Source organism: Pseudomonas sp. GL_103, assembly GCF_057835175.1.
On sequence record NZ_CM174420.1, the window covers coordinates 1,825,616 to 1,843,379 of the forward strand.

General features: G+C 61.3%; 22 protein-coding genes and 1 pseudogene. 17 read left to right on the top strand and 6 right to left on the bottom strand.

The annotated features are described in order from the left end of the window. Window positions 1-70: 70 nt before the first annotated feature. The 13 genes from phnC (at window position 71) to phnP (ending at window position 10,623) form a co-directional block, all read left to right on the top strand. Window positions 71-904, top strand: a complete 834-nt coding sequence (gene phnC, locus AC3IP0_RS08260; protein ID WP_489318881.1) for a phosphonate ABC transporter ATP-binding protein — start codon at window positions 71-73, stop codon at window positions 902-904. A gap of 44 nt (window positions 905-948) precedes the next feature. Further along, window positions 949-1,965 (top strand): phosphonate ABC transporter substrate-binding protein, encoded by a 1,017-nt coding sequence (gene phnD / locus AC3IP0_RS08265; RefSeq protein WP_489318882.1) that lies wholly within the window; start codon window positions 949-951, stop codon window positions 1,963-1,965. 144 nt (window positions 1,966-2,109) lie between these two features. Then, window positions 2,110-2,892 carry a phosphonate ABC transporter, permease protein PhnE gene (phnE, locus tag AC3IP0_RS08270; protein ID WP_223533561.1) on the top strand — a complete coding sequence of 261 codons (783 nt, stop codon included), beginning with the start codon at window positions 2,110-2,112 and terminating at the stop codon, window positions 2,890-2,892. 38 nt (window positions 2,893-2,930) lie between these two features. Further along, window positions 2,931-3,635 (top strand): phosphonate metabolism transcriptional regulator PhnF, encoded by a 705-nt coding sequence (gene phnF, locus AC3IP0_RS08275; protein ID WP_489318883.1) that lies wholly within the window; start codon window positions 2,931-2,933, stop codon window positions 3,633-3,635. A gap of 11 nt (window positions 3,636-3,646) precedes the next feature. After that, window positions 3,647-4,096 (top strand): phosphonate C-P lyase system protein PhnG, encoded by a 450-nt coding sequence (phnG, locus tag AC3IP0_RS08280; RefSeq protein ID WP_489318884.1) that lies wholly within the window; start codon window positions 3,647-3,649, stop codon window positions 4,094-4,096. Beyond that, window positions 4,096-4,686 carry a phosphonate C-P lyase system protein PhnH gene (gene phnH, locus AC3IP0_RS08285; RefSeq protein ID WP_489318885.1) on the top strand — a complete coding sequence of 197 codons (591 nt, stop codon included), beginning with the start codon at window positions 4,096-4,098 and terminating at the stop codon, window positions 4,684-4,686. Before phnG ends, phnH begins: the two co-directional genes overlap by 1 nt. After that, on the top strand, window positions 4,686-5,762 hold the full coding sequence (locus AC3IP0_RS08290) for a carbon-phosphorus lyase complex subunit (RefSeq protein WP_489318886.1): 1,077 nt from the start codon (window positions 4,686-4,688) through the stop codon (window positions 5,760-5,762). Before phnH ends, AC3IP0_RS08290 begins: the two co-directional genes overlap by 1 nt. Then, window positions 5,755-6,627 (top strand): alpha-D-ribose 1-methylphosphonate 5-phosphate C-P-lyase PhnJ, encoded by an 873-nt coding sequence (locus AC3IP0_RS08295; protein WP_489318887.1) that lies wholly within the window; start codon window positions 5,755-5,757, stop codon window positions 6,625-6,627. The genes AC3IP0_RS08290 and AC3IP0_RS08295 overlap by 8 nt, the downstream gene beginning before the upstream one ends. Beyond that, entirely contained in the window at window positions 6,624-7,430 is an 807-nt protein-coding gene (gene phnK, locus AC3IP0_RS08300; protein ID WP_217871388.1) for a phosphonate C-P lyase system protein PhnK, read from the top strand. Before AC3IP0_RS08295 ends, phnK begins: the two co-directional genes overlap by 4 nt. Before the next feature lie 29 nt (window positions 7,431-7,459). Next, window positions 7,460-8,179 (top strand): phosphonate C-P lyase system protein PhnL, encoded by a 720-nt coding sequence (phnL, locus tag AC3IP0_RS08305; protein ID WP_489318888.1) that lies wholly within the window; start codon window positions 7,460-7,462, stop codon window positions 8,177-8,179. After that, entirely contained in the window at window positions 8,169-9,314 is a 1,146-nt protein-coding gene (locus AC3IP0_RS08310) for an alpha-D-ribose 1-methylphosphonate 5-triphosphate diphosphatase (protein ID WP_489318889.1), read from the top strand. The genes phnL and AC3IP0_RS08310 overlap by 11 nt, the downstream gene beginning before the upstream one ends. Beyond that, on the top strand, window positions 9,314-9,883 hold the full coding sequence (gene phnN, locus AC3IP0_RS08315; RefSeq protein ID WP_489318890.1) for a phosphonate metabolism protein/1,5-bisphosphokinase (PRPP-forming) PhnN: 570 nt from the start codon (window positions 9,314-9,316) through the stop codon (window positions 9,881-9,883). The genes AC3IP0_RS08310 and phnN overlap by 1 nt, the downstream gene beginning before the upstream one ends. Next, window positions 9,874-10,623 carry a phosphonate metabolism protein PhnP gene (phnP, locus tag AC3IP0_RS08320; RefSeq protein ID WP_489318891.1) on the top strand — a complete coding sequence of 250 codons (750 nt, stop codon included), beginning with the start codon at window positions 9,874-9,876 and terminating at the stop codon, window positions 10,621-10,623. Before phnN ends, phnP begins: the two co-directional genes overlap by 10 nt. A gap of 20 nt (window positions 10,624-10,643) precedes the next feature. Here phnP and AC3IP0_RS08325 read toward each other — a convergent pair whose 3' ends face one another. From AC3IP0_RS08325 to AC3IP0_RS08340, 4 genes are all read right to left on the bottom strand, one after another. After that, on the bottom strand, window positions 10,644-11,219 hold the full coding sequence (locus AC3IP0_RS08325; protein ID WP_489318892.1) for a PIN domain-containing protein: 576 nt from the start codon (window positions 11,217-11,219) through the stop codon (window positions 10,644-10,646). Beyond that, complete coding sequence (locus AC3IP0_RS08330; protein ID WP_489318893.1) at window positions 11,216-11,683, bottom strand: helix-turn-helix domain-containing protein; 468 nt, start codon at window positions 11,681-11,683, stop codon at window positions 11,216-11,218. The genes AC3IP0_RS08325 and AC3IP0_RS08330 overlap by 4 nt, the downstream gene beginning before the upstream one ends. 82 nt (window positions 11,684-11,765) lie before the next feature. Then, on the bottom strand, window positions 11,766-12,653 hold the full coding sequence (locus AC3IP0_RS08335; RefSeq protein ID WP_489318894.1) for a LysR family transcriptional regulator: 888 nt from the start codon (window positions 12,651-12,653) through the stop codon (window positions 11,766-11,768). 150 nt (window positions 12,654-12,803) lie between these two features. Continuing rightward, window positions 12,804-13,523 carry an SDR family oxidoreductase gene (locus tag AC3IP0_RS08340; RefSeq protein ID WP_489318895.1) on the bottom strand — a complete coding sequence of 240 codons (720 nt, stop codon included), beginning with the start codon at window positions 13,521-13,523 and terminating at the stop codon, window positions 12,804-12,806. Window positions 13,524-13,747: 224 nt separating this feature from the next. On the opposite strand from AC3IP0_RS08340, the gene AC3IP0_RS08345 reads away from it, so the two are divergent. Both AC3IP0_RS08345 and AC3IP0_RS08350 read left to right on the top strand, forming a co-directional pair. Next, on the top strand, window positions 13,748-13,960 hold the full coding sequence (locus AC3IP0_RS08345) for a type II toxin-antitoxin system HicA family toxin (RefSeq protein WP_223447966.1): 213 nt from the start codon (window positions 13,748-13,750) through the stop codon (window positions 13,958-13,960). Beyond that, complete coding sequence (locus AC3IP0_RS08350) at window positions 13,960-14,364, top strand: type II toxin-antitoxin system HicB family antitoxin (protein WP_007983297.1); 405 nt, start codon at window positions 13,960-13,962, stop codon at window positions 14,362-14,364. The genes AC3IP0_RS08345 and AC3IP0_RS08350 overlap by 1 nt, the downstream gene beginning before the upstream one ends. A gap of 96 nt (window positions 14,365-14,460) precedes the next feature. Here the strand turns inward: AC3IP0_RS08350 and AC3IP0_RS08355 are convergent, their stop codons facing one another. Next, window positions 14,461-15,666, bottom strand: coding sequence for an MFS transporter (locus tag AC3IP0_RS08355; protein ID WP_489327161.1), 1,206 nt, complete (start codon window positions 15,664-15,666; stop codon window positions 14,461-14,463). A gap of 170 nt (window positions 15,667-15,836) precedes the next feature. Between AC3IP0_RS08355 and AC3IP0_RS08360 the strand changes: the two are divergent. Continuing rightward, window positions 15,837-15,977, top strand: a pseudogene (locus tag AC3IP0_RS08360) (hypothetical protein); the annotation flags it as partial. Window positions 15,978-16,083: 106 nt separating this feature from the next. Beyond that, on the top strand, window positions 16,084-16,527 hold the full coding sequence (locus tag AC3IP0_RS08365) for a hypothetical protein (protein ID WP_489327162.1): 444 nt from the start codon (window positions 16,084-16,086) through the stop codon (window positions 16,525-16,527). 128 nt (window positions 16,528-16,655) lie between these two features. Here AC3IP0_RS08365 and AC3IP0_RS08370 read toward each other — a convergent pair whose 3' ends face one another. Then, window positions 16,656-17,654, bottom strand: coding sequence for a sulfate ABC transporter substrate-binding protein (locus tag AC3IP0_RS08370; protein ID WP_489318898.1), 999 nt, complete (start codon window positions 17,652-17,654; stop codon window positions 16,656-16,658). Window positions 17,655-17,764: the final 110 nt, after the last annotated feature.

Here is a 17,764-nt window from a genome sequence, read left to right on the forward strand (position 1 = left end):
TGCCCCGTGCCTAAAGTCGGTTGAACTCAAATGCAGCCACGGATGGCTGTTCAACCAGACAGAGAAGCCCATGAACGCAGCTATCCATGTCGATCACCTGAACAAGACCTTTGCGCGCAAAAGCGCACTGGTCGACCTCGAACTGACCATCGCGGCCGGTGAGATGGTCGCGCTGATCGGCGCGTCCGGATCCGGCAAATCCACTTTGCTGCGTCATCTCGCGGGCCTGGCCTGTTGCGACCGCAACAACGGCGGCAGCATCAAGGTGCTGGGCCGCGAGGTGCAGGCATCCGGCCGTTTGAATGGCAAGGTGCGCCGCCTGCGCGCCGACATCGGCTACATCTTCCAGCAGTTCAACCTGGTCAACCGTTTGAGCGTGCTCGATAACGTGCTGCTCGGCTGCCTCGGGCGCATGCCGCGCTGGCGTGGCAACTTGAGCCTGTTCAATGCCGAAGAAAAGCAGTTCGCCATGGAGTCCCTGGACCGTGTCGGCCTGGCTGACCTGGCGGCGCAACGGGCCTCGACCCTGTCCGGTGGTCAGCAACAGCGCGTGGCGATTGCCCGTGCATTGACCCAGCGGGCCGAGGTGATTCTGGCGGATGAGCCGATTGCCTCCCTCGACCCGGAGTCGGCACGCAAGGTCATGGAGATCCTCGCCGACATCAATCGCCGCGACGGCAAGACGGTTGTGGTGACCCTGCATCAAGTCGACTACGCCACCCGTTATTGCCCGCGAGCCGTGGCACTCAAGGCCGGCCGGATTCATTTCGACGGTCCGGGTTCTCAATTGAGCGGCCAATTCCTCAACGATTTGTACGGTGCCGACATCGACACCAGCCTCATGTGTTCCGAGTCTTCCCGTCACAGCGAAGCGGCGCCGCGACTGGTGTTGGCGCGCGTGTGATCAACCCCGGATTCCCCCACTGTTCACCCTCAGGAAACCTTTCCATGTTGAACCGTATCGGTCGCGTTTTTGCTGGCGCTGCATTGCTCGCCAGCTGTGTATTGGGCACCGCCCAGGCGGAAGAAAAAGCCATCAACTTCGGCATCATGTCCACCGAGTCTTCGCAAAACCTCAAGAGCATCTGGCAGCCGTTCCTGGATGACATGCAGAAGCAGACCGGCCTGAAGATCAACGCCACGTTTGCCTCTGACTATGCCGGCCTGATCCAGGGCATGCGCTTCAACAAGGTCGATGTGGCCTGGCTGGGCAACAAGGCGGCCATCGAAGCGGTGGACCGCTCCAACGGCGAGATCTTCGCCCAGACCGCTGCCGCCAGTGGCGCCGCCGGTTACTGGAGTGTGCTGATCGTACGCAAGGACAGCCCGATCAACTCGGTTGACGACATGCTGAAAAACGCCAAGAACCTGACCTTCGGCAACGGTGACCCGAACTCCACCTCGGGCTACCTGGTGCCGGGCTACTACGTGTTCGCCAAGAACCACGTCGATGCCGCCACTGCGTTCAAGCGCACCCTCAATTCCAGCCATGAAGTCAACGCGCTGAGCGTGGCCAAGGGTCAAGTGGATGTGGCGACCTTCAACACCGAAAGCTGGGATCGCCTGGAAGTCACCCAGCCGGACAAGGCGGCACAGCTCAAGGTGATCTGGAAGTCGCCGCTGATTCCGGCCGACCCGCTGGTGTGGAGCAAGGCTCTGAGCGACAGCGAGAAAACCAGGATCCGCGATTTCATCTTCAGCTATGGCGACACCGACGAAGAGAAAGCGGTGCTCAAGGGTATGCAACTGGGCAAGTTCCTGAAATCCAGCGACGACCAGTTGTTGCCGATTCGCCAGCTGGAGCAGTTCAAGCAACGCACCACCGTCAGTGCCGACGACAAGCTGGAAGCCGCTGACAAGGCCAAAAAACTGGCCGACATCGATGCCGAGCTGGCCAAGTTGCAAGAGCGCCTGACCTTGCTGGAAAAGACCAACGCCGAGAAGAGCGCGGCCAACGCCGGTTGATTCATGGCGCAGTAACTGTGGGAGCGAGCTTGCTCGCGATGAGGGCGGCACATTCAACATTGATGCCGGCTGATTCACCGCTATCGCGAGCAAGCTCGCTCCCACAGGTTTTTGCACCAGGCATAACTTTTTTAGAGAAACCACATGACCACTCTGCACGCTGAAGCTGTTGGCAAGCGCACCTGGCCGCAGTACCTCGGTTGGGGCCTGTTCCTGGTCCTGCTGGCCTGGGCCTGGCACGGCGCCGAAATGAATCCGATGGCGCTGTACCGCGATTCGGGAAACATGGCGACCTTCGCCGCGGATTTCTTTCCGCCGGACTTCCATGAATGGCGCATGTACCTCAAGGAAATGATCGTCACCGTTCAAATCGCCCTGTGGGGCACGGTGCTGGCGATTGTCTGCTCGGTGCCGCTGGGCATTCTCTGCTCGGAAAACATCACGCCGTGGTGGATTCACCAGCCCCTGCGCCGGGTGATGGATGCGTTCCGTTCGATCAACGAAATGGTGTTTGCCATGTTGTTCGTGGTGGCCGTCGGCCTGGGTCCGTTTGCCGGGGTACTGGCGCTGTGGATCAGCACCACCGGTGTGCTCGCCAAGCTATTCGCCGAAGCCGTGGAAGCGATTGATCCGGGACCGGTCGAAGGCGTTCGCGCTACCGGCGCCAGTGCCTTGCAAGAGGTGATCTACGGGGTCATCCCGCAAGTGATGCCGCTGTGGGTGTCCTACGCGCTGTACCGCTTCGAGGCCAACGTGCGTTCGGCGACGGTGGTGGGAATGGTCGGCGCCGGTGGGATCGGGGTGATCCTGTGGGAGAACATCCGCGCCTTCCAGTTTGTGCAGACCTGCGCGGTGCTGCTGGTGATCATCGTAGTCGTCAGCCTGATCGACATCCTCTCGCAACGCCTGCGTAAGCAGTTCATCTGATTTTTCGGAGGGGTGCCTGCGGGCGCTTTTTTTAAAGCATGCAGTTGTCTAGACAAGATGAGCCGGTGTACCGCGAATTGGCCGACATCCTGCGGCGGGAGCTGGCGGATTACCGCGCCGGGGATTTCCTGCCGGGCGAGGTGATGTTGGCCGAACGCTTCGGGGTCAACCGCCATACCTTGCGCCGCGCCATCGATGAATTGGTGTTCGAAGGCAGCCTGTTGCGCCGCCAGGGGAAGGGCACCCAGGTGCTGGAGCGGCCGCTGATTTATTCGATGACCGCCGACAGTGCCTACAGCCAGTCGCTGTCGGCCCAGGGGCATGGCGTCGAGGCGGTGTTGCTCAAGCGCCGCTACTGCTTCGCCAGCCGTGAAGAGGCGCAGCATCTGGGCATTGCCGAGATGGCGCCGATGATCGAGTTGCAGACGCTGCGCAAGCTCGACAACCAGCCGGTAAGCCTGATCCGCCATCGCTACTGTGCCAGCCACGCGCCGCTGCTGGCCGACTACAACGGCGGTTCCCTGCGCCAATACCTGCGCGAACGGGACCTGCCGCTGACCCGCACCCAGAGCCTGATCGGCGCTCGTTTGCCCAACCGCGAAGAAGCCGCGTTGCTGCTGATGCCCCGGCATCTGCCGGCCCTGAGCGTGTTCACCCTTTCCCGCGATCGCGACGGCCGTGCCGTGGAGCTGGCCCAGTCCACCAGCCGTTCGGATCGCTTCCAGTACCAGGTCGTCACCTGATGGAGAACGTAATGCACAACCCTGTTCCTCATACCGAACGGCAGCACTGGATCGGTGTGCTGGCCCGCGCCAGCCGCAGTGAATTGCAGTCCTTCGAAGCCGCTTTGCGCGATGTCGAGTACCAACTGATCCGCGCCCCGGAAATCGGCATGACCCTGGTCCGTGGCCGCATGGGCGGTAACGGCGCGCCGTTCAACGTCGGCGAAATGAGCGTGACCCGTTGCGTGGTGCGCTTGGCTGACGGTCGTACTGGCTACAGCTATTTGGCGGGGCGCGACAAGGTCCACGCCGAACTGGCCGCCCTTGCCGACGCGCATTTGCAGGGCGCGCAACAGCGCTATTGGCTTGCGGAAATGATCACGTCGCTGGCGACCGCTCAGGCTGAGCGCCGGGCACAAAAAGAGGCGGAAACCGCCGCCACCAAAGTCGAATTCTTCACCCTCGTGCGAGGAGAAAACTGATGAGCGCACAGTTGTTGCAACCGGCGTTCGCCGACCCGGTGCTGGATACCCAGCGCGGATTTCGCGCTGCACTCAAGGCCTTGGCCGGCCCCGGTCTGATCCAGACGCTGCACGCCTCGCCGAGCCTCGAAGGCTTGGCGCCCGCGACCTATGCACTGTGCCTGGCGCTGCTCGATGTCGACACGCCGCTGTGGCTGGCGCCGTCCTTCGACACGCCGCTGATCCGCGCCAACCTGGCGTTCCACTGTGGTTGCCCGTTGACCGCCAAGCGTGAAGACGCGCGGTTCGCCTTGCTTGCTGCTGAAGATCTGCTCGACCTGAGCGGTTTCGACACGGGCAACGATCGTTATCCCGACCAGTCCTGCACGTTGCTCATTCAACTGGCAAGCCTCGACGGCGGGGCAGGGCTGCTGTGGCGCGGGCCGGGCATCGAAAGCGAACACTGCATCGCGCTGCCGGTGACCGATGGCTTCTGGCGCGAACGCGAACTGCGCAACGAATTCCCCCGTGGGCTTGACCTGTTTTTCACCGCCGGCCATGACCTGATCGGCCTGCCCCGCAGCACCCGCATCGCAGAGGAGCGCGCCTGATGTACGTAGCCGTCAAGGGTGGCGAACAGGCCATCGACAATGCCCACCGCCTGCTGGCGAAAAAGCGCCGGGGCGATACCTCGGTCGCGGAGCTCGGCGTCGAGCAGATCCGTCAGCAATTGCCGCTGGCGGTGGCGCGGGTGATGAGTGAAGGCTCGCTGTACGACGAAGAACTCGCTGCGCTGGCCATCAAGCAAGCGGCGGGGGATCTGGTGGAAGCGATCTTCCTGCTGCGCGCCTACCGCACCACATTGCCGCGCTTCAGCCCGAGCCTGCCTATCGATACCCAGAACATGCAACTGAGTCGGCGCTTGTCCGCCACGTTCAAGGATGTACCAGGCGGGCAACTGCTGGGCCCGACCTTCGATTACACCCATCGTCTGCTGGACTTTGCGCTGCTGGCCGAAGGCGAATACCCGGGGCCGCAAATCACCCCTAATGCGAGCCTCGAACCTTGTCCGCGAGTCCTCGGTTTGCTGGCGCAGGAAGGCCTGATCAAGACCGAATCGGACAACGGCGAAAGCGTGGCCGACATCACCCGCGACCCGCTGGAGTTGCCAGCCAATCGCGCTCAGCGCCTGCAAGTTCTGGCCCGTGGCGACGAAGGTTTTCTGCTGGCGCTGGGTTATTCGACCCAGCGCGGTTACGGCCGCAATCACCCGTTCGCCGGGGAAATTCGCATCGGTGAAGTCGAGGTGTGGATCGATCCTGAAGAGCTGGGCTTCCCGATCAACCTGGGCAGCATCGAAGTCACCGAGTGCGAAATGGTCAACCAGTTCGTCGGCTCGGCCACGGAGCTGGCGCAGTTCACTCGCGGCTACGGCCTGGCCTTCGGACACGCCGAGCGCAAGGCCATGGGCATGGCGCTGGTCGACCGTGCGCTGCGCGCCGACGAATACAACGAAGAGATCGTCTCGCCAGCCCAGCAGGAAGAGTTCGTGCTGATGCACTGCGACAACGTCGAGGCCGCAGGCTTCGTCTCGCACCTCAAGTTACCTCACTACGTCGACTTCCAGGCCGAACTGGAACTGATCCGCAAACTGCGCAAGCCTGCCGAGGGGCATAACCATGAATGACTTGAGCCAGGCACCGGTGCGCGATGCGGCGTACAACTTCGCCTACCTCGATGAACAGACCAAACGCATGATCCGCCGCGCCTTGCTCAAGGCCGTGGCGATCCCCGGGTACCAGGTGCCGTTCGGTGGCCGCGAGATGCCGTTGCCCTACGGTTGGGGCACCGGCGGCATGCAATTGACCGCCGCGATCCTCGGCGACGATGACGTGCTCAAGGTCATCGACCAGGGCGCGGACGACACCACCAACGCCGTGTCGATTCGCCGCTTCTTCGCCCGCACCGCAGGCGTCGCAACCACCGAAAGCACGCCAGACGCAACGGTGATCCAGACCCGTCACCGCATCCCGGAAACGCCTCTGCATGCTGATCAGATCATGGTCTATCAGGTACCGATTCCCGAGCCACTGCGCTTTATCGAGCCGTCGGAAACCGAGACCCGGACCATGCACGCCCTCAACGATTACGGGGTCATGCACGTCAAACTCTACGAAGACATCGCCACCTTCGGCCACATCGCCACGGCCTATGCCTACCCGGTAATGGTCGACGAGCGCTACGTGATGGACCCGTCGCCGATCCCTAAATTCGACAACCTGAAACTCGACATGAGCCCGGCGCTGATGCTGTTCGGCGCCGGCCGTGAGAAGCGTCTGTACGCGGTGCCGCCGTACACCAAAGTCACCAGCCTCGACTTTGAGGATCACCCCTTCGAAGCGCAGAAGTGGGAAGAGTGCTGCGCGATTTGTGGCAGCCGTGAGTCGTTCCTCGACGAGCTGATTCTCGACGATGCCGGCACCCAGAGCTTCGTCTGTTCCGACACCTATTACTGCGCCCAGCGCGTCAGCCAGCAGGAGCAGGGCCAATGAACCAGGCGCTGAAAAACCAATTGTCCGTGTCCACCGAACCCTTGCTGCGGGTGCGCGATCTGTCGCTGTTGTATGGGCCGGAGAAAGGCTGTCAGGACGTCAGTTTTGATCTGTACCCCGGTGAAGTACTGGGCATTGTCGGAGAGTCCGGTTCGGGCAAGTCGACCTTGCTGTCCTTGCTCAGCGGTCGTCTACCACCGCAACGCGGAAACATCGGTTACCGCGATAAACAGGGCCAATGGCTGGACCTGTACAGCGCCAGTGAAGCCGAGCGCCGCACCTTGCTGCGCACCGAATGGGGCTTCGTCGAACAGAACCCCCGCGACGGTTTGCGCATGGGCGTGTCCGCCGGGGCCAACATCGGCGAACGCCTGATGGCCCAGGGCGTGCGCAATTACCAGCAACTGCGTGGGGCCGGGCTCGATTGGCTGAGCCAGGTGGAAATCGATCCGCAGCGCATCGACGACTTGCCCAGGACCTTCTCCGGCGGCATGCAGCAGCGCCTGCAAATCGCCCGCAACCTGGTGTCCAGTCCACGGTTGGTGTTCATGGATGAGCCGACCGGTGGCCTCGATGTATCGGTGCAGGCGCGCTTGCTCGACCTGCTGCGCGGACTGGTGCGTGAGCTGGACCTCGCCGTGGTGATTGTCACGCACGACCTGGCAGTCGCTCGATTGCTGGCTGACCGTTTGATGGTGATGCGCCGTTCGCGGGTGGTGGAAACCGGGCTGACCGATCAGATCCTCGACGATCCGCAGCACCCTTATTCGCAACTGCTGGTGTCGTCGGTGTTGCAGCCGTGAAGCCCCGTTCAATAGTGGAAAACCCAGCGATGAATACTTTGATCGAGGTCCGTGACCTCTCGAAAGCCTTCACTTTGCATCAGCAGAACGGCGTGGTCCTCAACGTGCTGCGCGCAGTGGATTTCAGTGTGGCGGCCGGCGAATGCCTGGTCCTGCATGGCCAGTCCGGCGCGGGCAAGAGCACCTTGTTGCGCACCCTGTACGGCAACTACCTGCCGGCGGGCGGCAGCATCCGTGTGCAGCACGACGGCCAATGGCGGGAACTGGTGGGCGCCGAGCCCCGGGACATTCTGCAAGTGCGCCAGCGCACCTTGGGTTATGTCAGTCAGTTCCTGCGGGTGATCCCGCGTGTGGCATGTCTGGACGTGGTGATGGAGCCGGCGCTGGCCCGTGGCTGGTCGAAAGAGCAGGTGCAAGCGCGAGCTGAATCATTGCTCAGTCGCCTGAACATCCCGCAACGCCTCTGGCAACTGGCGCCTGGCACCTTCTCCGGTGGCGAGCAGCAGCGGGTCAACATCGCCCGCGGTTTCATGGTGGCGTGGCCGGTGATGTTGCTCGATGAGCCCACGGCCTCCCTCGACGACAACAATCGCCAGGTGGTGCTGGAACTGATGAATGAAGCAAAAGCCGCCGGTGCCGCGCTGATCGGCATCTTCCACGACCGCATCGCCCGCGAGGCGGTTGCCGACCGCCATCTCGACATGACCCCAGCCGCCGTGAACCAAGAGGAATACGCCGATGCCCGTTGAACAGATCCTCAGCAATGCCCAACTGGTTACCGCTGACCGTGTGTTCTACGGCACCGTGGTGCTGCGCGACGGTTTGATCGCCGAGGTCACCGAAGGCCCGAGCCGTTTGCCCCAGGCAATGGACCTCAATGGCGATTACCTGCTGCCGGGTCTGGTGGAACTGCACACCGACAACCTGGAGCGCCACATGACGCCGCGTCCCGGCGTGGACTGGCCGTCTGTGCCGGCGGTGCTCAGTCACGATGCGCAGATCATCGCGGCGGGCATCACCACGGTGTTCGATGCAGTGTCCATCGGCGATGTGAACCCCAAGGGCAATCGCATGCAGAAACTGCCGGCGATGCTAGACGCCATCTCCAAAGCCTCCGACGCCGGGCTGACCCGCGCCGAACACCGTTTGCACCTGCGCTGCGAACTGTGCCACCCGGACACCCTCAGCGTGTTTCGCGATCTGGTGGAGAACCCGCTGGTGCAATTGGTGTCGGTGATGGACCACTCGCCGGGTCAGCGCCAGTTCGTGCTGGAATCCAAGTACCGTGAGTACTACATGGGCAAATACCACCTGACCACCACGCAGATGGACGAATTCATCACGCTGCAAATGGCCAACTCGCGCACCTACAGCGACCGCTACCGCGCGGCGATCGTCGAGCACTGCCTGGCCCTTGGCCTGTCGGTGGCCAGCCATGATGACGCGACCCTGGCCCATGTCGAGGAGTCGGCGCGCTACGGCATGACCATCGCCGAGTTCCCGACCACCGTCGAGGCCGCGCGCGGTTGTCGGGAGCGCGGCATGAGTGTGTTGATGGGCGCACCGAACATCGTGCGCGGCGGGTCGCACTCGGGTAACGTGGCCGCCTTCGATCTGGCCGCTGAAGGTTTGCTGGATATTCTGTCCAGCGACTACTACCCGGCGAGCCTGCTGCAATCGGCGTTCGCGCTGGCGGCGCAGAGTGAGCGGATCGGTCTGGCCGAAGCGGTGCGCATGGTCAGCCTGAATCCGGCCCGGGCCGCCGGGCTGAACGATCGTGGCGAGATTGCACCGGGCCTGCGGGCCGATCTGCTGCAAGCGCGCAGTCAGGACGGTCTGCCGGTGGTCCAGCAAGTATGGCGACAAGCGAAGAGGGTGTTTTGATGGCGGGCAGGTTGATTTATCTCATCGGGCCTTCAGGTTCGGGCAAGGACAGCCTGTTGGATGCGGCGCGAACGCGGTTGGCCGAACGCGGCTGCCGTATCGTGCGGCGGGTCATTACACGCTCGGCGGAAGCGGTGGGCGAGGCGGCGCTCGGTGTCAGCCCGCAGCAGTTTGCCGAAATGGAAGCAGACGGCGCGTTTGCCCTGAGCTGGCACGCCAATGGCCTGTCCTATGGCATCCCGCGGGAAATCGACGACTGGCTGGCCGCCGGGCACGACGTGCTGGTCAATGGCTCGCGGGGGCATTTGCAGAAAACCCGCGAGCGCTATCCGAATGTGCTGGTGCTGTTGCTGACCGTGAGTCAGGCGGTGTTGTGCGAGCGCTTGCTGGCGCGCGGACGAGAGTCCGTGGCCGAGATTGATGCCCGGCTGGCGCGCAATGCCCGCTTCAACCAGCGTGTGCTCGCCGACAACGACCCAACGCTGCATGTGCTGGATAACTCCGGGGCACTGGAGCATACGGTGGAACACATGCTTGCCTGCATTGATGGCCAGGCTGCATGCGCCTGACGTTGCTGGGCACCGGCGATGCCCGACAAGTCCCGGTCTACGGCTGCGAATGTGTGGCTTGCGAAGTGGCCCGCCTCGATCCGCGCTTGCAGCGTCGACCGTGCAGCGCGCTGATCGAGTGCGGTGATCAGCGCTGGTTGATCGACAGTGGTTTGCCTGACCTGTGCGAACGTTTCCCGCCGCGCAGTTTCAACGGCATTCTCCAGACCCATTACCACGCCGATCATGCCCAGGGCCTGTTGCATATGCGCTGGGGCCAGGGCCTGGTGATTCCGGTCCACGGTCCCGTGGACCCGGAAGGCCTGGCCGACCTCTACAAACACCCCGGCATTCTCGATTTCAGCCGACCGTTCGACGCTTTCGAAACCCGGCAGTTCGCTGCGCTCAGCGTCACCGCGTTGCCGCTGCAACACTCGAAACCGACCCTCGGTTATCTGCTGGAAGGAGAAGGACGGCGAATTGCCTACCTGACCGACACCGTAGGCCTGCCGCCAGACACGTTGAGCTGGCTGCGGCGTGAACCACTGGATGTGCTGGTGCTGGATTGCTCCATGCCACCTCAACCCCAGGCCCCGCGTAATCACAACGATCTGAACCTGGCCTTGCAGTGCATTGACGAGTTGCAGCCGAAGTCGGCGGTATTGACCCATGTCGGGCATACCCTGGATGCCTGGCTGATGGAACATCGGGGTGAGTTGCCGGCGAATGTCAGGGTGGGGTTTGATGGGTGTGTGTTGTAGGCGCGGGTGCATTTGCGCACCTAAAGCATCGCTCGAAAATCGTTGAGTGCCTTGACCGACTGAACCAGACCCTGGCGCAACAGAAGGTCGAGATAATGGGCAACATCCATAGGCGGCGTCTTCAGCTGTTCGCGTTGACGCTGAGCGGCAGCGACCACTGCCGCAGGGTCAAGGTCAAAGAGGTTATCGACGAATTCGTCAGGGTGCTGAGCTTCAATTCCGTAGGGCGCCAATACTGTGGCGGGAAAGTCTTTGTGATTGAACGTAACGATGACACTGGCGTTGCAACGGATTGCAGCAGCCAGGACATGTCGGTCGTCCATATCTGGCAGTGACAGCCCTCCAACCAGCTCCTCGTATCCGTACACGCAAGCGTCAGGTATGGCCCGATCCATTAACCCGGATGTGCGATCCAGTTGCTCTACCGTCAGGTCCGGGCGGTTTTTCAGTAGATTACGTTTCCATTCATTGTGTATTTCCATTGACCATCGCGCCCTGAATCGCCCGGAGAGCGCGAGCCACATCAGAAAGTCTCTCAAGGGAGCGGGGTAAAGCACGCAAGCGTCATATACAGCGGTAAATGAAGTGTGCCTCACTCGTATCCTGTCCTTAACGCCTGTGCCTGCTCGGCGAGAAGCATCATTGCCTGCTCGCTGGCGGTGTCGCGCCGGTTTTTATAGTCCATCAAATCGGCAAAGCGCACACGTCGGTGCTTGCCGGTTTTGTGGTAGGACAGTTCGCCGGATTCGAGCAGTTTGATCAGGTGTGGGCGTGAGACATTGAGCAGGTCCGCCGCTACTTGCGTAGTCAGTTCAGCATGGACCGGGACTACTTTCACTGCGTTACCGGCTGCGAGCTCCGCCAGAATATCGACTAGCAGCCGGAGTGCCGAGGTGGGCAGTTCGATGTTGTGCGCTTCGTTCTGCTCATCGAATATCTGGATGTGCTGAGTTTCGAACTGGGTGGCGAGATAGGCAGCCAGGGTGCGTTGCCCCTCGATTGCGGCCTGTATTTCGTGCTTCTCAGGCAAATTGATTGGCGGATGAATGACGGTCGACATGACGGTTTCCAATATTCTGAATAATCGATGCCAGCAGGCTATTCGAATTAATCGAAAATCGCAATAAACGAAACAGATGCTTTCAAACCTCGTTCATCAACAACCCCTGCACATACTCCATAAACGCCCGAGCCTTGGCGCTGGCCATTCTCCCGGTGGGGAACACCGCCCACAGATCCAGGTTCGGCAGTGTCCAGTCCTTCATCACTTCCCGGACTGAACCGTCGGCCAGTTCCGGCGCGAACATCCATTGCGAGGCCATGGTCAGCCCTTGATGGGCCAGCACGGCTTCACGCAGGCCTTCGGCGGCGTTGACGCGGATCCGGCCGCTGATGTTCACCGACTGCTCCTCGCCGGCCTTGTTGAACTGCCAACTGGCGCCGCCACCGAGGGTGTAGAGGATGGCCTGATGCTTGCGCAGGCCGGCGGGGCAAGTGGGCTCGCCGTGTTTTTCAAAGTAGGCCGGTGTGCCCAGTACCATGCGCCGGCATTCGGCGATCTTGCGGGCGGTCAGGCCCGAGTCGTTCAACACGCCCATGCGCAGGGCGATATCGATGCCTTCTTCCACCAGGTTGACGTTGCGATCATCGAGCATCAGGTCGATGTCCAGCGCCGGGTTTTGCTCCAGGAAGGGCCCCAGGTGCGGAACGATGTGCAGCCGGCCGAAGGTGACAGGCGCGCAGATGCGCAGGTTGCCACTGAGCCCTCTGGCGGAACCCCGTGCGGCGTTATCGGCCTCGTCGGCTTCTTCGATGGCGCGCCTGGCCCGTTCGAAAAAGGCCAGCCCGGCCTCGGTGGGCGTCAGGCCCCGGGTCGAACGCAGCAACAGCCGCACCGCCAACCGCGATTCGAGTTGCGCGATGGTTTTCGACACGGCCGGCTGGCCGATACTCAAGCGCCGGGCGGCGGCGGAAAACGAACCGGTTTCCACCACGAGGACGAAGGTTTCCATTGCGCCGAGGCGGTCCATTGAAGGTCCTTGTGTAAAATCTGGAGGATGTCGCAAGTCCATTGTGGGAGCGAGCTTGCTCGCGATGACGGCAGTACCTTCACCATTGATGTGGCTGACAGTCCGCTATTGCGAGCAAGCTCGCTCCCACATTGGATGGGTGTTGGTTAGTTAGAAAGCAGCCTTGCCCACCGAAGCACCACCATCGACAAACAGCGTCTGTCCGGTGATGAACCCGCTTTGCTCCGACAACAGAAACGTAATCGCCGAGGCGATTTCCTGTGGTTGTCCCAGGCGACCCATCGGCACGCTGGCCAGATACCGCGCTTCACCTTCACTGCCCGGCGGATTGTTGGCGCGGAACAGTTCGGTTTCGGTCGGCCCCGGCGCCACGGCGTTTACCGTGATACCACTTTGCGCCAGCTCCAGCGCCCACGAGCGGGTGAAGCTGACCAGCGCAGCCTTTGCCGCCGCATACGCCGTGCGCTGGGTAATCCCGAGTACCGTCAGGCTGGAGATGTTGACCACCCGGCCCCAACCCTTGGCGCGCATGTTCGGCAACAGCGCCTGAGTGGCCTGCAAGGCCGAATGCAGATTGACCCGCATCACGTCGTCAAAGGTATCCAGATCGATTTCGCCGAGCGCTTGCGCACGCACCAGGCCGACGTTGTTCACCAATCCATCGAACTCGTAGACCCTGGCCAACTCCTCCAGCACTTCTCGGGTCAGCTTGCGGTCGCTCAGGTCCAGCGGAAACAGGATGCCCGGGAACGTCAGGTCGGGTTTGCGGGCAATGCCCACCACACGATGACCGGCCCGGTCCAGGTGCTCGGCCACCGCCCGGCCAATGCCTTTGCTGGCGCCGGTGATGAGAAAGGTACGTCGGGTCATGGCAACTCCTTGTAAGGGCATGCCGCCGGCCGGGCGGCACTTGAACGGGTCAGCCGCGATTCGCATCCAGCATCGCTTCAGGCTCTGGACGCTGAGTGTAATCGGGAATGGCAGGGCTTTCATCACACTCTGTAAAACAACCGGACGTCGCACTTCGGTTTTTTGTGCTTGAGTAAAGATAACTCTAGGGTTATTTTTGTTTTTGCCAAGCAAGGAGGCTGGTGGTGCAGAGCAGGCTATTGATCAAGGAGTTGGTGGAAGCGGGTTGGACCCTGGACCGGGTCACTGGCAGTCATCACATCTTCACGCACCCTTACAACCCGTACACCATTCCCGTCCCTCATCCAAAAAAGGATTTACCGATCGGGACGGTCAAGAGCATCAGGCGGCGAGCCGGGCTTTACTGCCCGCCAGCCAGTTACGCAGGAGATCCATAATGCAATATCCAATCTGTATCGAATGGGGCGACGAGAACACCGCCATCGGTATCCAGATCCCCGATATTCCAGGTGCGGTGACCGCCGGGGATACCTTTGAAGAGGCTTACAACGCAGCTGTCGAAATTGCCCACATCATGCTGCAGGAGATGGCGGCGGACGGCGATACGATTCCGATGCCGACTTCGGCGGCATTGCACCGCGGCAATCCGGAATTCGCCGACATGGGCTGGGGCATGCTGGAACTGGACATCTCGCCGTACATGGGCAAGACCGAGAAGGTCAACGTCACGCTGCCCGGCTATGTGATCCAGCGCATCGACCGCTATGTGCGCGAGCACAATGTCAAAAGCCGCTCCTCCTTTCTGGCGGATGCGGCGATGGAGAAGTTGGTTCGGCAATAAGTTGTCTCAGTCAGATCGCCTTCGCGGGCAAGCCCGCTCCCACAAGGTTGGCGAAAAACCTGTGGGAGCGGGCTTGCCCGCGAAGCTTTTGAGGCCTTAAGCCGTCGCCAATGAAGCCTTCGGCGAAACACTCAAAAACCGCAGCAACGCCAACAGCGGAAATGCGCTGCCGACGATCACGATCCACAACCAGCCGCCGTGTTCGTACACCACGCTGGCCACCGAAGAGCCGAAGGCGCCGCCGATGAAGATGCTGGTCATGTACAGCGCATTCAGGCGGCTGCGGCTTTTGCCGTCGAGGGTGTAGACCGCACGTTGGCCCAGGACCATGTTCATTTGCACGCAGAAGTCGAGCACCACGCCGGTCACCGCCAGGCCGATGACGCTGTAGGCCGGATGGATAAACGCCGGTATGAAACTCAGGCTGGCGAACAGCAGGGCCAGCAATGACGCGATGCGGGTATGACCGGCATCGGCCAGGCGTCCGGCGATGGGCGCGGCAATCGCGCCGATGGCGCCCACCAGGGCGAAAATCGCGATCTCGCTTTGCGACAAACCGTGATTGCGTGCCAGTTCCAGTGGCACGGCAGTCCAGAACAGGCTGAAGGTGGCAAACATGCAGCCCTGGTAAAACGCCCGCTGGCGCAGCACCGGTTGTTTGCGCAACAGCGTCCACAGCGAGCCCAGCAATTGGCCATAGGACGCGCTGTGATCAGGTTCACGCTTGGGAATGGTCACGGCCAGCACGATGCTGATGGCCGCCATCAACACCGCGGCAATCATGAACATCGCCCGCCAGCCGAAGTGGTCGGCCACCACGCTGGACACCGGCCGGGCCAGCAGAATGCCGAGCAACAAACCGCCCATGATCCCGCCCACCACACGGCCACGGGTTTCTTCCGGCGCCAGGTGCGCGGCCAGTGGAATCAGGATCTGCACCGACACCGAACTGAACCCCACCAACAGCGAAATCAACAAAAACACGTTCGGCTGATCGGTGAACGCCGCCCCCAGCAGGCTGACAATCGCCACCAGCGTGGTGATGATCATCAGTCGGCGGTTCTCCAGCAGATCCCCCAGCGGCACCAGGAAAAACAGCCCCAGCGCATAGCCGATCTGGGTCAGGGAAACGATCAGGCTGGCCATGGTGTTGGTCAGGCCGATGTCCGGAGCGATCAGGCCGATGATCGGCTGGGCGTAGTAGATGTTGGCGACAATCGCGCCGCAGCAGAAGGCGAACAGCAGCACCATGCCTCGGGTCATTGTCGCGGTGTCGTGGGACACCTGGGTCGCTGGGTTCATAACGGGTCTCGCTGTACGGAAAGGAATGCGCGCAGGCTAATGGGCTGACTGAAACGGCGGAAGCGGGATTGGAGTGATAGCAATCATTCCATTGCGGAATGACTGACGAACGCGTGTGTCGCCCGTCGAAGAGCCTTGCGTCAGAACTATGGAGGTGAATGATACATTCACTTGTCAACCTGATACCGGCGGATCGCAGCCTGTTGAAAGTGGGCGTGAAGATCGTGACCTTTGTGACCCAGGGCGCTGACGGCACGCTCACCGCTCAATCCATCTCGGCGGGCAAGGATGGCGTGACGCCGCCGATGTAGTCTTTGCAGGTCTGACCGACTATCCGAAGAAATGCCCACATTTGCCTGACAACTAGAATCAACAGGGGGATCACTTCAACGCGTCCTTTCAAGCGGGAGTATCACGATGAAAATCGTATCTTCGCTGGCGTTGGTGGTAGCGGTTGGGTCGATCTCCGGGTGCTCGACGGTGCCTGATCGTCAGGTCACCAACGTTCCCCTGAACGCTACTTCCATCAATGCCGGGAATATCGCCCGGCCCATCATGATGTCCGACGGTAATGCAACGGTGTTCTGGTTCGCGGTCAGTGGCGAAAGCATGGGCAGTGCTTTGCCGGGCCGTTTGCAGGCTTATATCTATCCGGGAAGCTGTGCGAGCCTGGGTGCGAAACCGGCCTATGACATGAACGACGGTCCGAATGCGCGCTTCTATTCAGCGGCGTCGCACCAGTACTTCTGGAAAAGCGCACCGGTCGCCTACGAAACACTTCGAGCGGGCGGGTATTCGTTGGTTGTGCGTGAAAGCCCGGCCAACGGAAACCAGAATATTTTCTGCGGCAACCTGAGCTGAAACAGCAGGTGAAAAACTGTGGGAGCGAGCTTGCTCGCGATGACATTTGTACAGTCAACATCATCGTTGACTGCCATGACGCCATCGCGAGCAAGCTCGCTCCCACAGGAGTTGCAGTGTTCAGGTAATTACTGACCGCTATAGACCTGGTCGAAAACCCCGCCATCATTGAAGTGGGTCTTCTGCACTGTGCGCCAGTCACCGAAGGTTTTCTCCACCGACAGGAAGTCCACTTTCGGGAAGCGGTCGGTGTACTTGGCCAGCACGGCCGGGTCACGCGGGCGCAGGTAGTTCGCCGCGGCAATCTCCTGGCCTTCCGGCGACCACAGGTACTTCAGGTATTCCTCGGCCGCTGCACGGGTGCCTTTCTTGTCGACGGTCTTGTCGACCACCGACACCGGTGGCTCGGCTTCGGCGGAAACGCTTGGGTAGATGACTTCGAACTGATCACGGCCGAACTCGCGGGCGATCATTTCCGCTTCGTTCTCGAAGGTCACCAGCACGTCGCCGATCTGGTTGGTCATGAAGGTGGTGGTGGCGGCACGGCCACCGGTATCGAGCACCGGCGCTTGCTTGAACAGCTTGCCGACGAAGTCTTTGGCCTTGTTCTCGTCGCCGCCGTTTTTCAGCACGTAGCCCCAGGCCGAGAGGTAGGTATAGCGACCGTTACCGGACGTTTTCGGGTTCGGGACGATGACCTGGACGCCATCCTTGAGCAGGTCAGGCCAGTCTTTCAGGGCTTTCGGGTTGCCCTTGCGCACGATGAACACGGTGGCCGAGGTGAACGGCGCGCTGTTGTTCGGCAGGCGCGTGACCCAGTTGTCCGGGACCAGTTTGCCGTTGTCCGCCAGGGCGTTGATGTCGGTGGCCATGTTCATGGTGATGACATCGGCCGGCAGGCCGTCGATGACCGAACGCGCCTGTTTGCTGGAGCCGCCGAAGGACATTTGCAGGACGATGTTTTCGTTGTGCTCGGCTTGCCAGTGTTTCTGGAACGCAGTGTTGTAGTCCTTGTAGAAATCTCGCATCACGTCGTAGGAAACGTTGAGCAGGGTCGGTGCGGCCTGGGCGATGTTGCCCAGGGCCAGGCCAGCGGCGAGAAGCGAGGCGCCAAAGAGTTTTTTCACTGCGAATTCCTTTTGATGTAGGAGCTGCCGTAGGCTGCGATCTTTTGACTTTGATTTTCAAGATCAAAAGATCGCAGCCTACGGCAGCTCCTACGGCTTATTTATTAGTT

Excerpts from the sequence above, each read along its gene's own strand:
- phnC (WP_489318881.1), top strand. The coding sequence starts at position 71 with ATGAACGCAGCTATCCATGTCGATCACCTGAACAAGACCTTTGCGCGC.
- phnD (WP_489318882.1), top strand. The coding sequence starts at position 949 with ATGTTGAACCGTATCGGTCGCGTTTTTGCTGGCGCTGCATTGCTCGCC.
- phnE (WP_223533561.1), top strand. The coding sequence starts at position 2,110 with ATGACCACTCTGCACGCTGAAGCTGTTGGCAAGCGCACCTGGCCGCAG.
- phnF (WP_489318883.1), top strand. The coding sequence starts at position 2,931 with ATGCAGTTGTCTAGACAAGATGAGCCGGTGTACCGCGAATTGGCCGAC.
- phnG (WP_489318884.1), top strand. The coding sequence starts at position 3,647 with ATGCACAACCCTGTTCCTCATACCGAACGGCAGCACTGGATCGGTGTG.
- phnH (WP_489318885.1), top strand. The coding sequence starts at position 4,096 with ATGAGCGCACAGTTGTTGCAACCGGCGTTCGCCGACCCGGTGCTGGAT.
- AC3IP0_RS08290 (WP_489318886.1), top strand. The coding sequence starts at position 4,686 with ATGTACGTAGCCGTCAAGGGTGGCGAACAGGCCATCGACAATGCCCAC.
- AC3IP0_RS08295 (WP_489318887.1), top strand. The coding sequence starts at position 5,755 with ATGAATGACTTGAGCCAGGCACCGGTGCGCGATGCGGCGTACAACTTC.
- phnK (WP_217871388.1), top strand. The coding sequence starts at position 6,624 with ATGAACCAGGCGCTGAAAAACCAATTGTCCGTGTCCACCGAACCCTTG.
- phnL (WP_489318888.1), top strand. The coding sequence starts at position 7,460 with ATGAATACTTTGATCGAGGTCCGTGACCTCTCGAAAGCCTTCACTTTG.
- AC3IP0_RS08310 (WP_489318889.1), top strand. The coding sequence starts at position 8,169 with ATGCCCGTTGAACAGATCCTCAGCAATGCCCAACTGGTTACCGCTGAC.
- phnN (WP_489318890.1), top strand. The coding sequence starts at position 9,314 with ATGGCGGGCAGGTTGATTTATCTCATCGGGCCTTCAGGTTCGGGCAAG.
- phnP (WP_489318891.1), top strand. The coding sequence starts at position 9,874 with ATGCGCCTGACGTTGCTGGGCACCGGCGATGCCCGACAAGTCCCGGTC.
- AC3IP0_RS08330 (WP_489318893.1), bottom strand. The coding sequence starts at position 11,683 with ATGTCGACCGTCATTCATCCGCCAATCAATTTGCCTGAGAAGCACGAA.
- AC3IP0_RS08335 (WP_489318894.1), bottom strand. The coding sequence starts at position 12,653 with ATGGACCGCCTCGGCGCAATGGAAACCTTCGTCCTCGTGGTGGAAACC.
- AC3IP0_RS08340 (WP_489318895.1), bottom strand. The coding sequence starts at position 13,523 with ATGACCCGACGTACCTTTCTCATCACCGGCGCCAGCAAAGGCATTGGC.
- AC3IP0_RS08350 (WP_007983297.1), top strand. The coding sequence starts at position 13,960 with ATGCAATATCCAATCTGTATCGAATGGGGCGACGAGAACACCGCCATC.
- AC3IP0_RS08355 (WP_489327161.1), bottom strand. The coding sequence starts at position 15,666 with ATGAACCCAGCGACCCAGGTGTCCCACGACACCGCGACAATGACCCGA.
- AC3IP0_RS08365 (WP_489327162.1), top strand. The coding sequence starts at position 16,084 with ATGAAAATCGTATCTTCGCTGGCGTTGGTGGTAGCGGTTGGGTCGATC.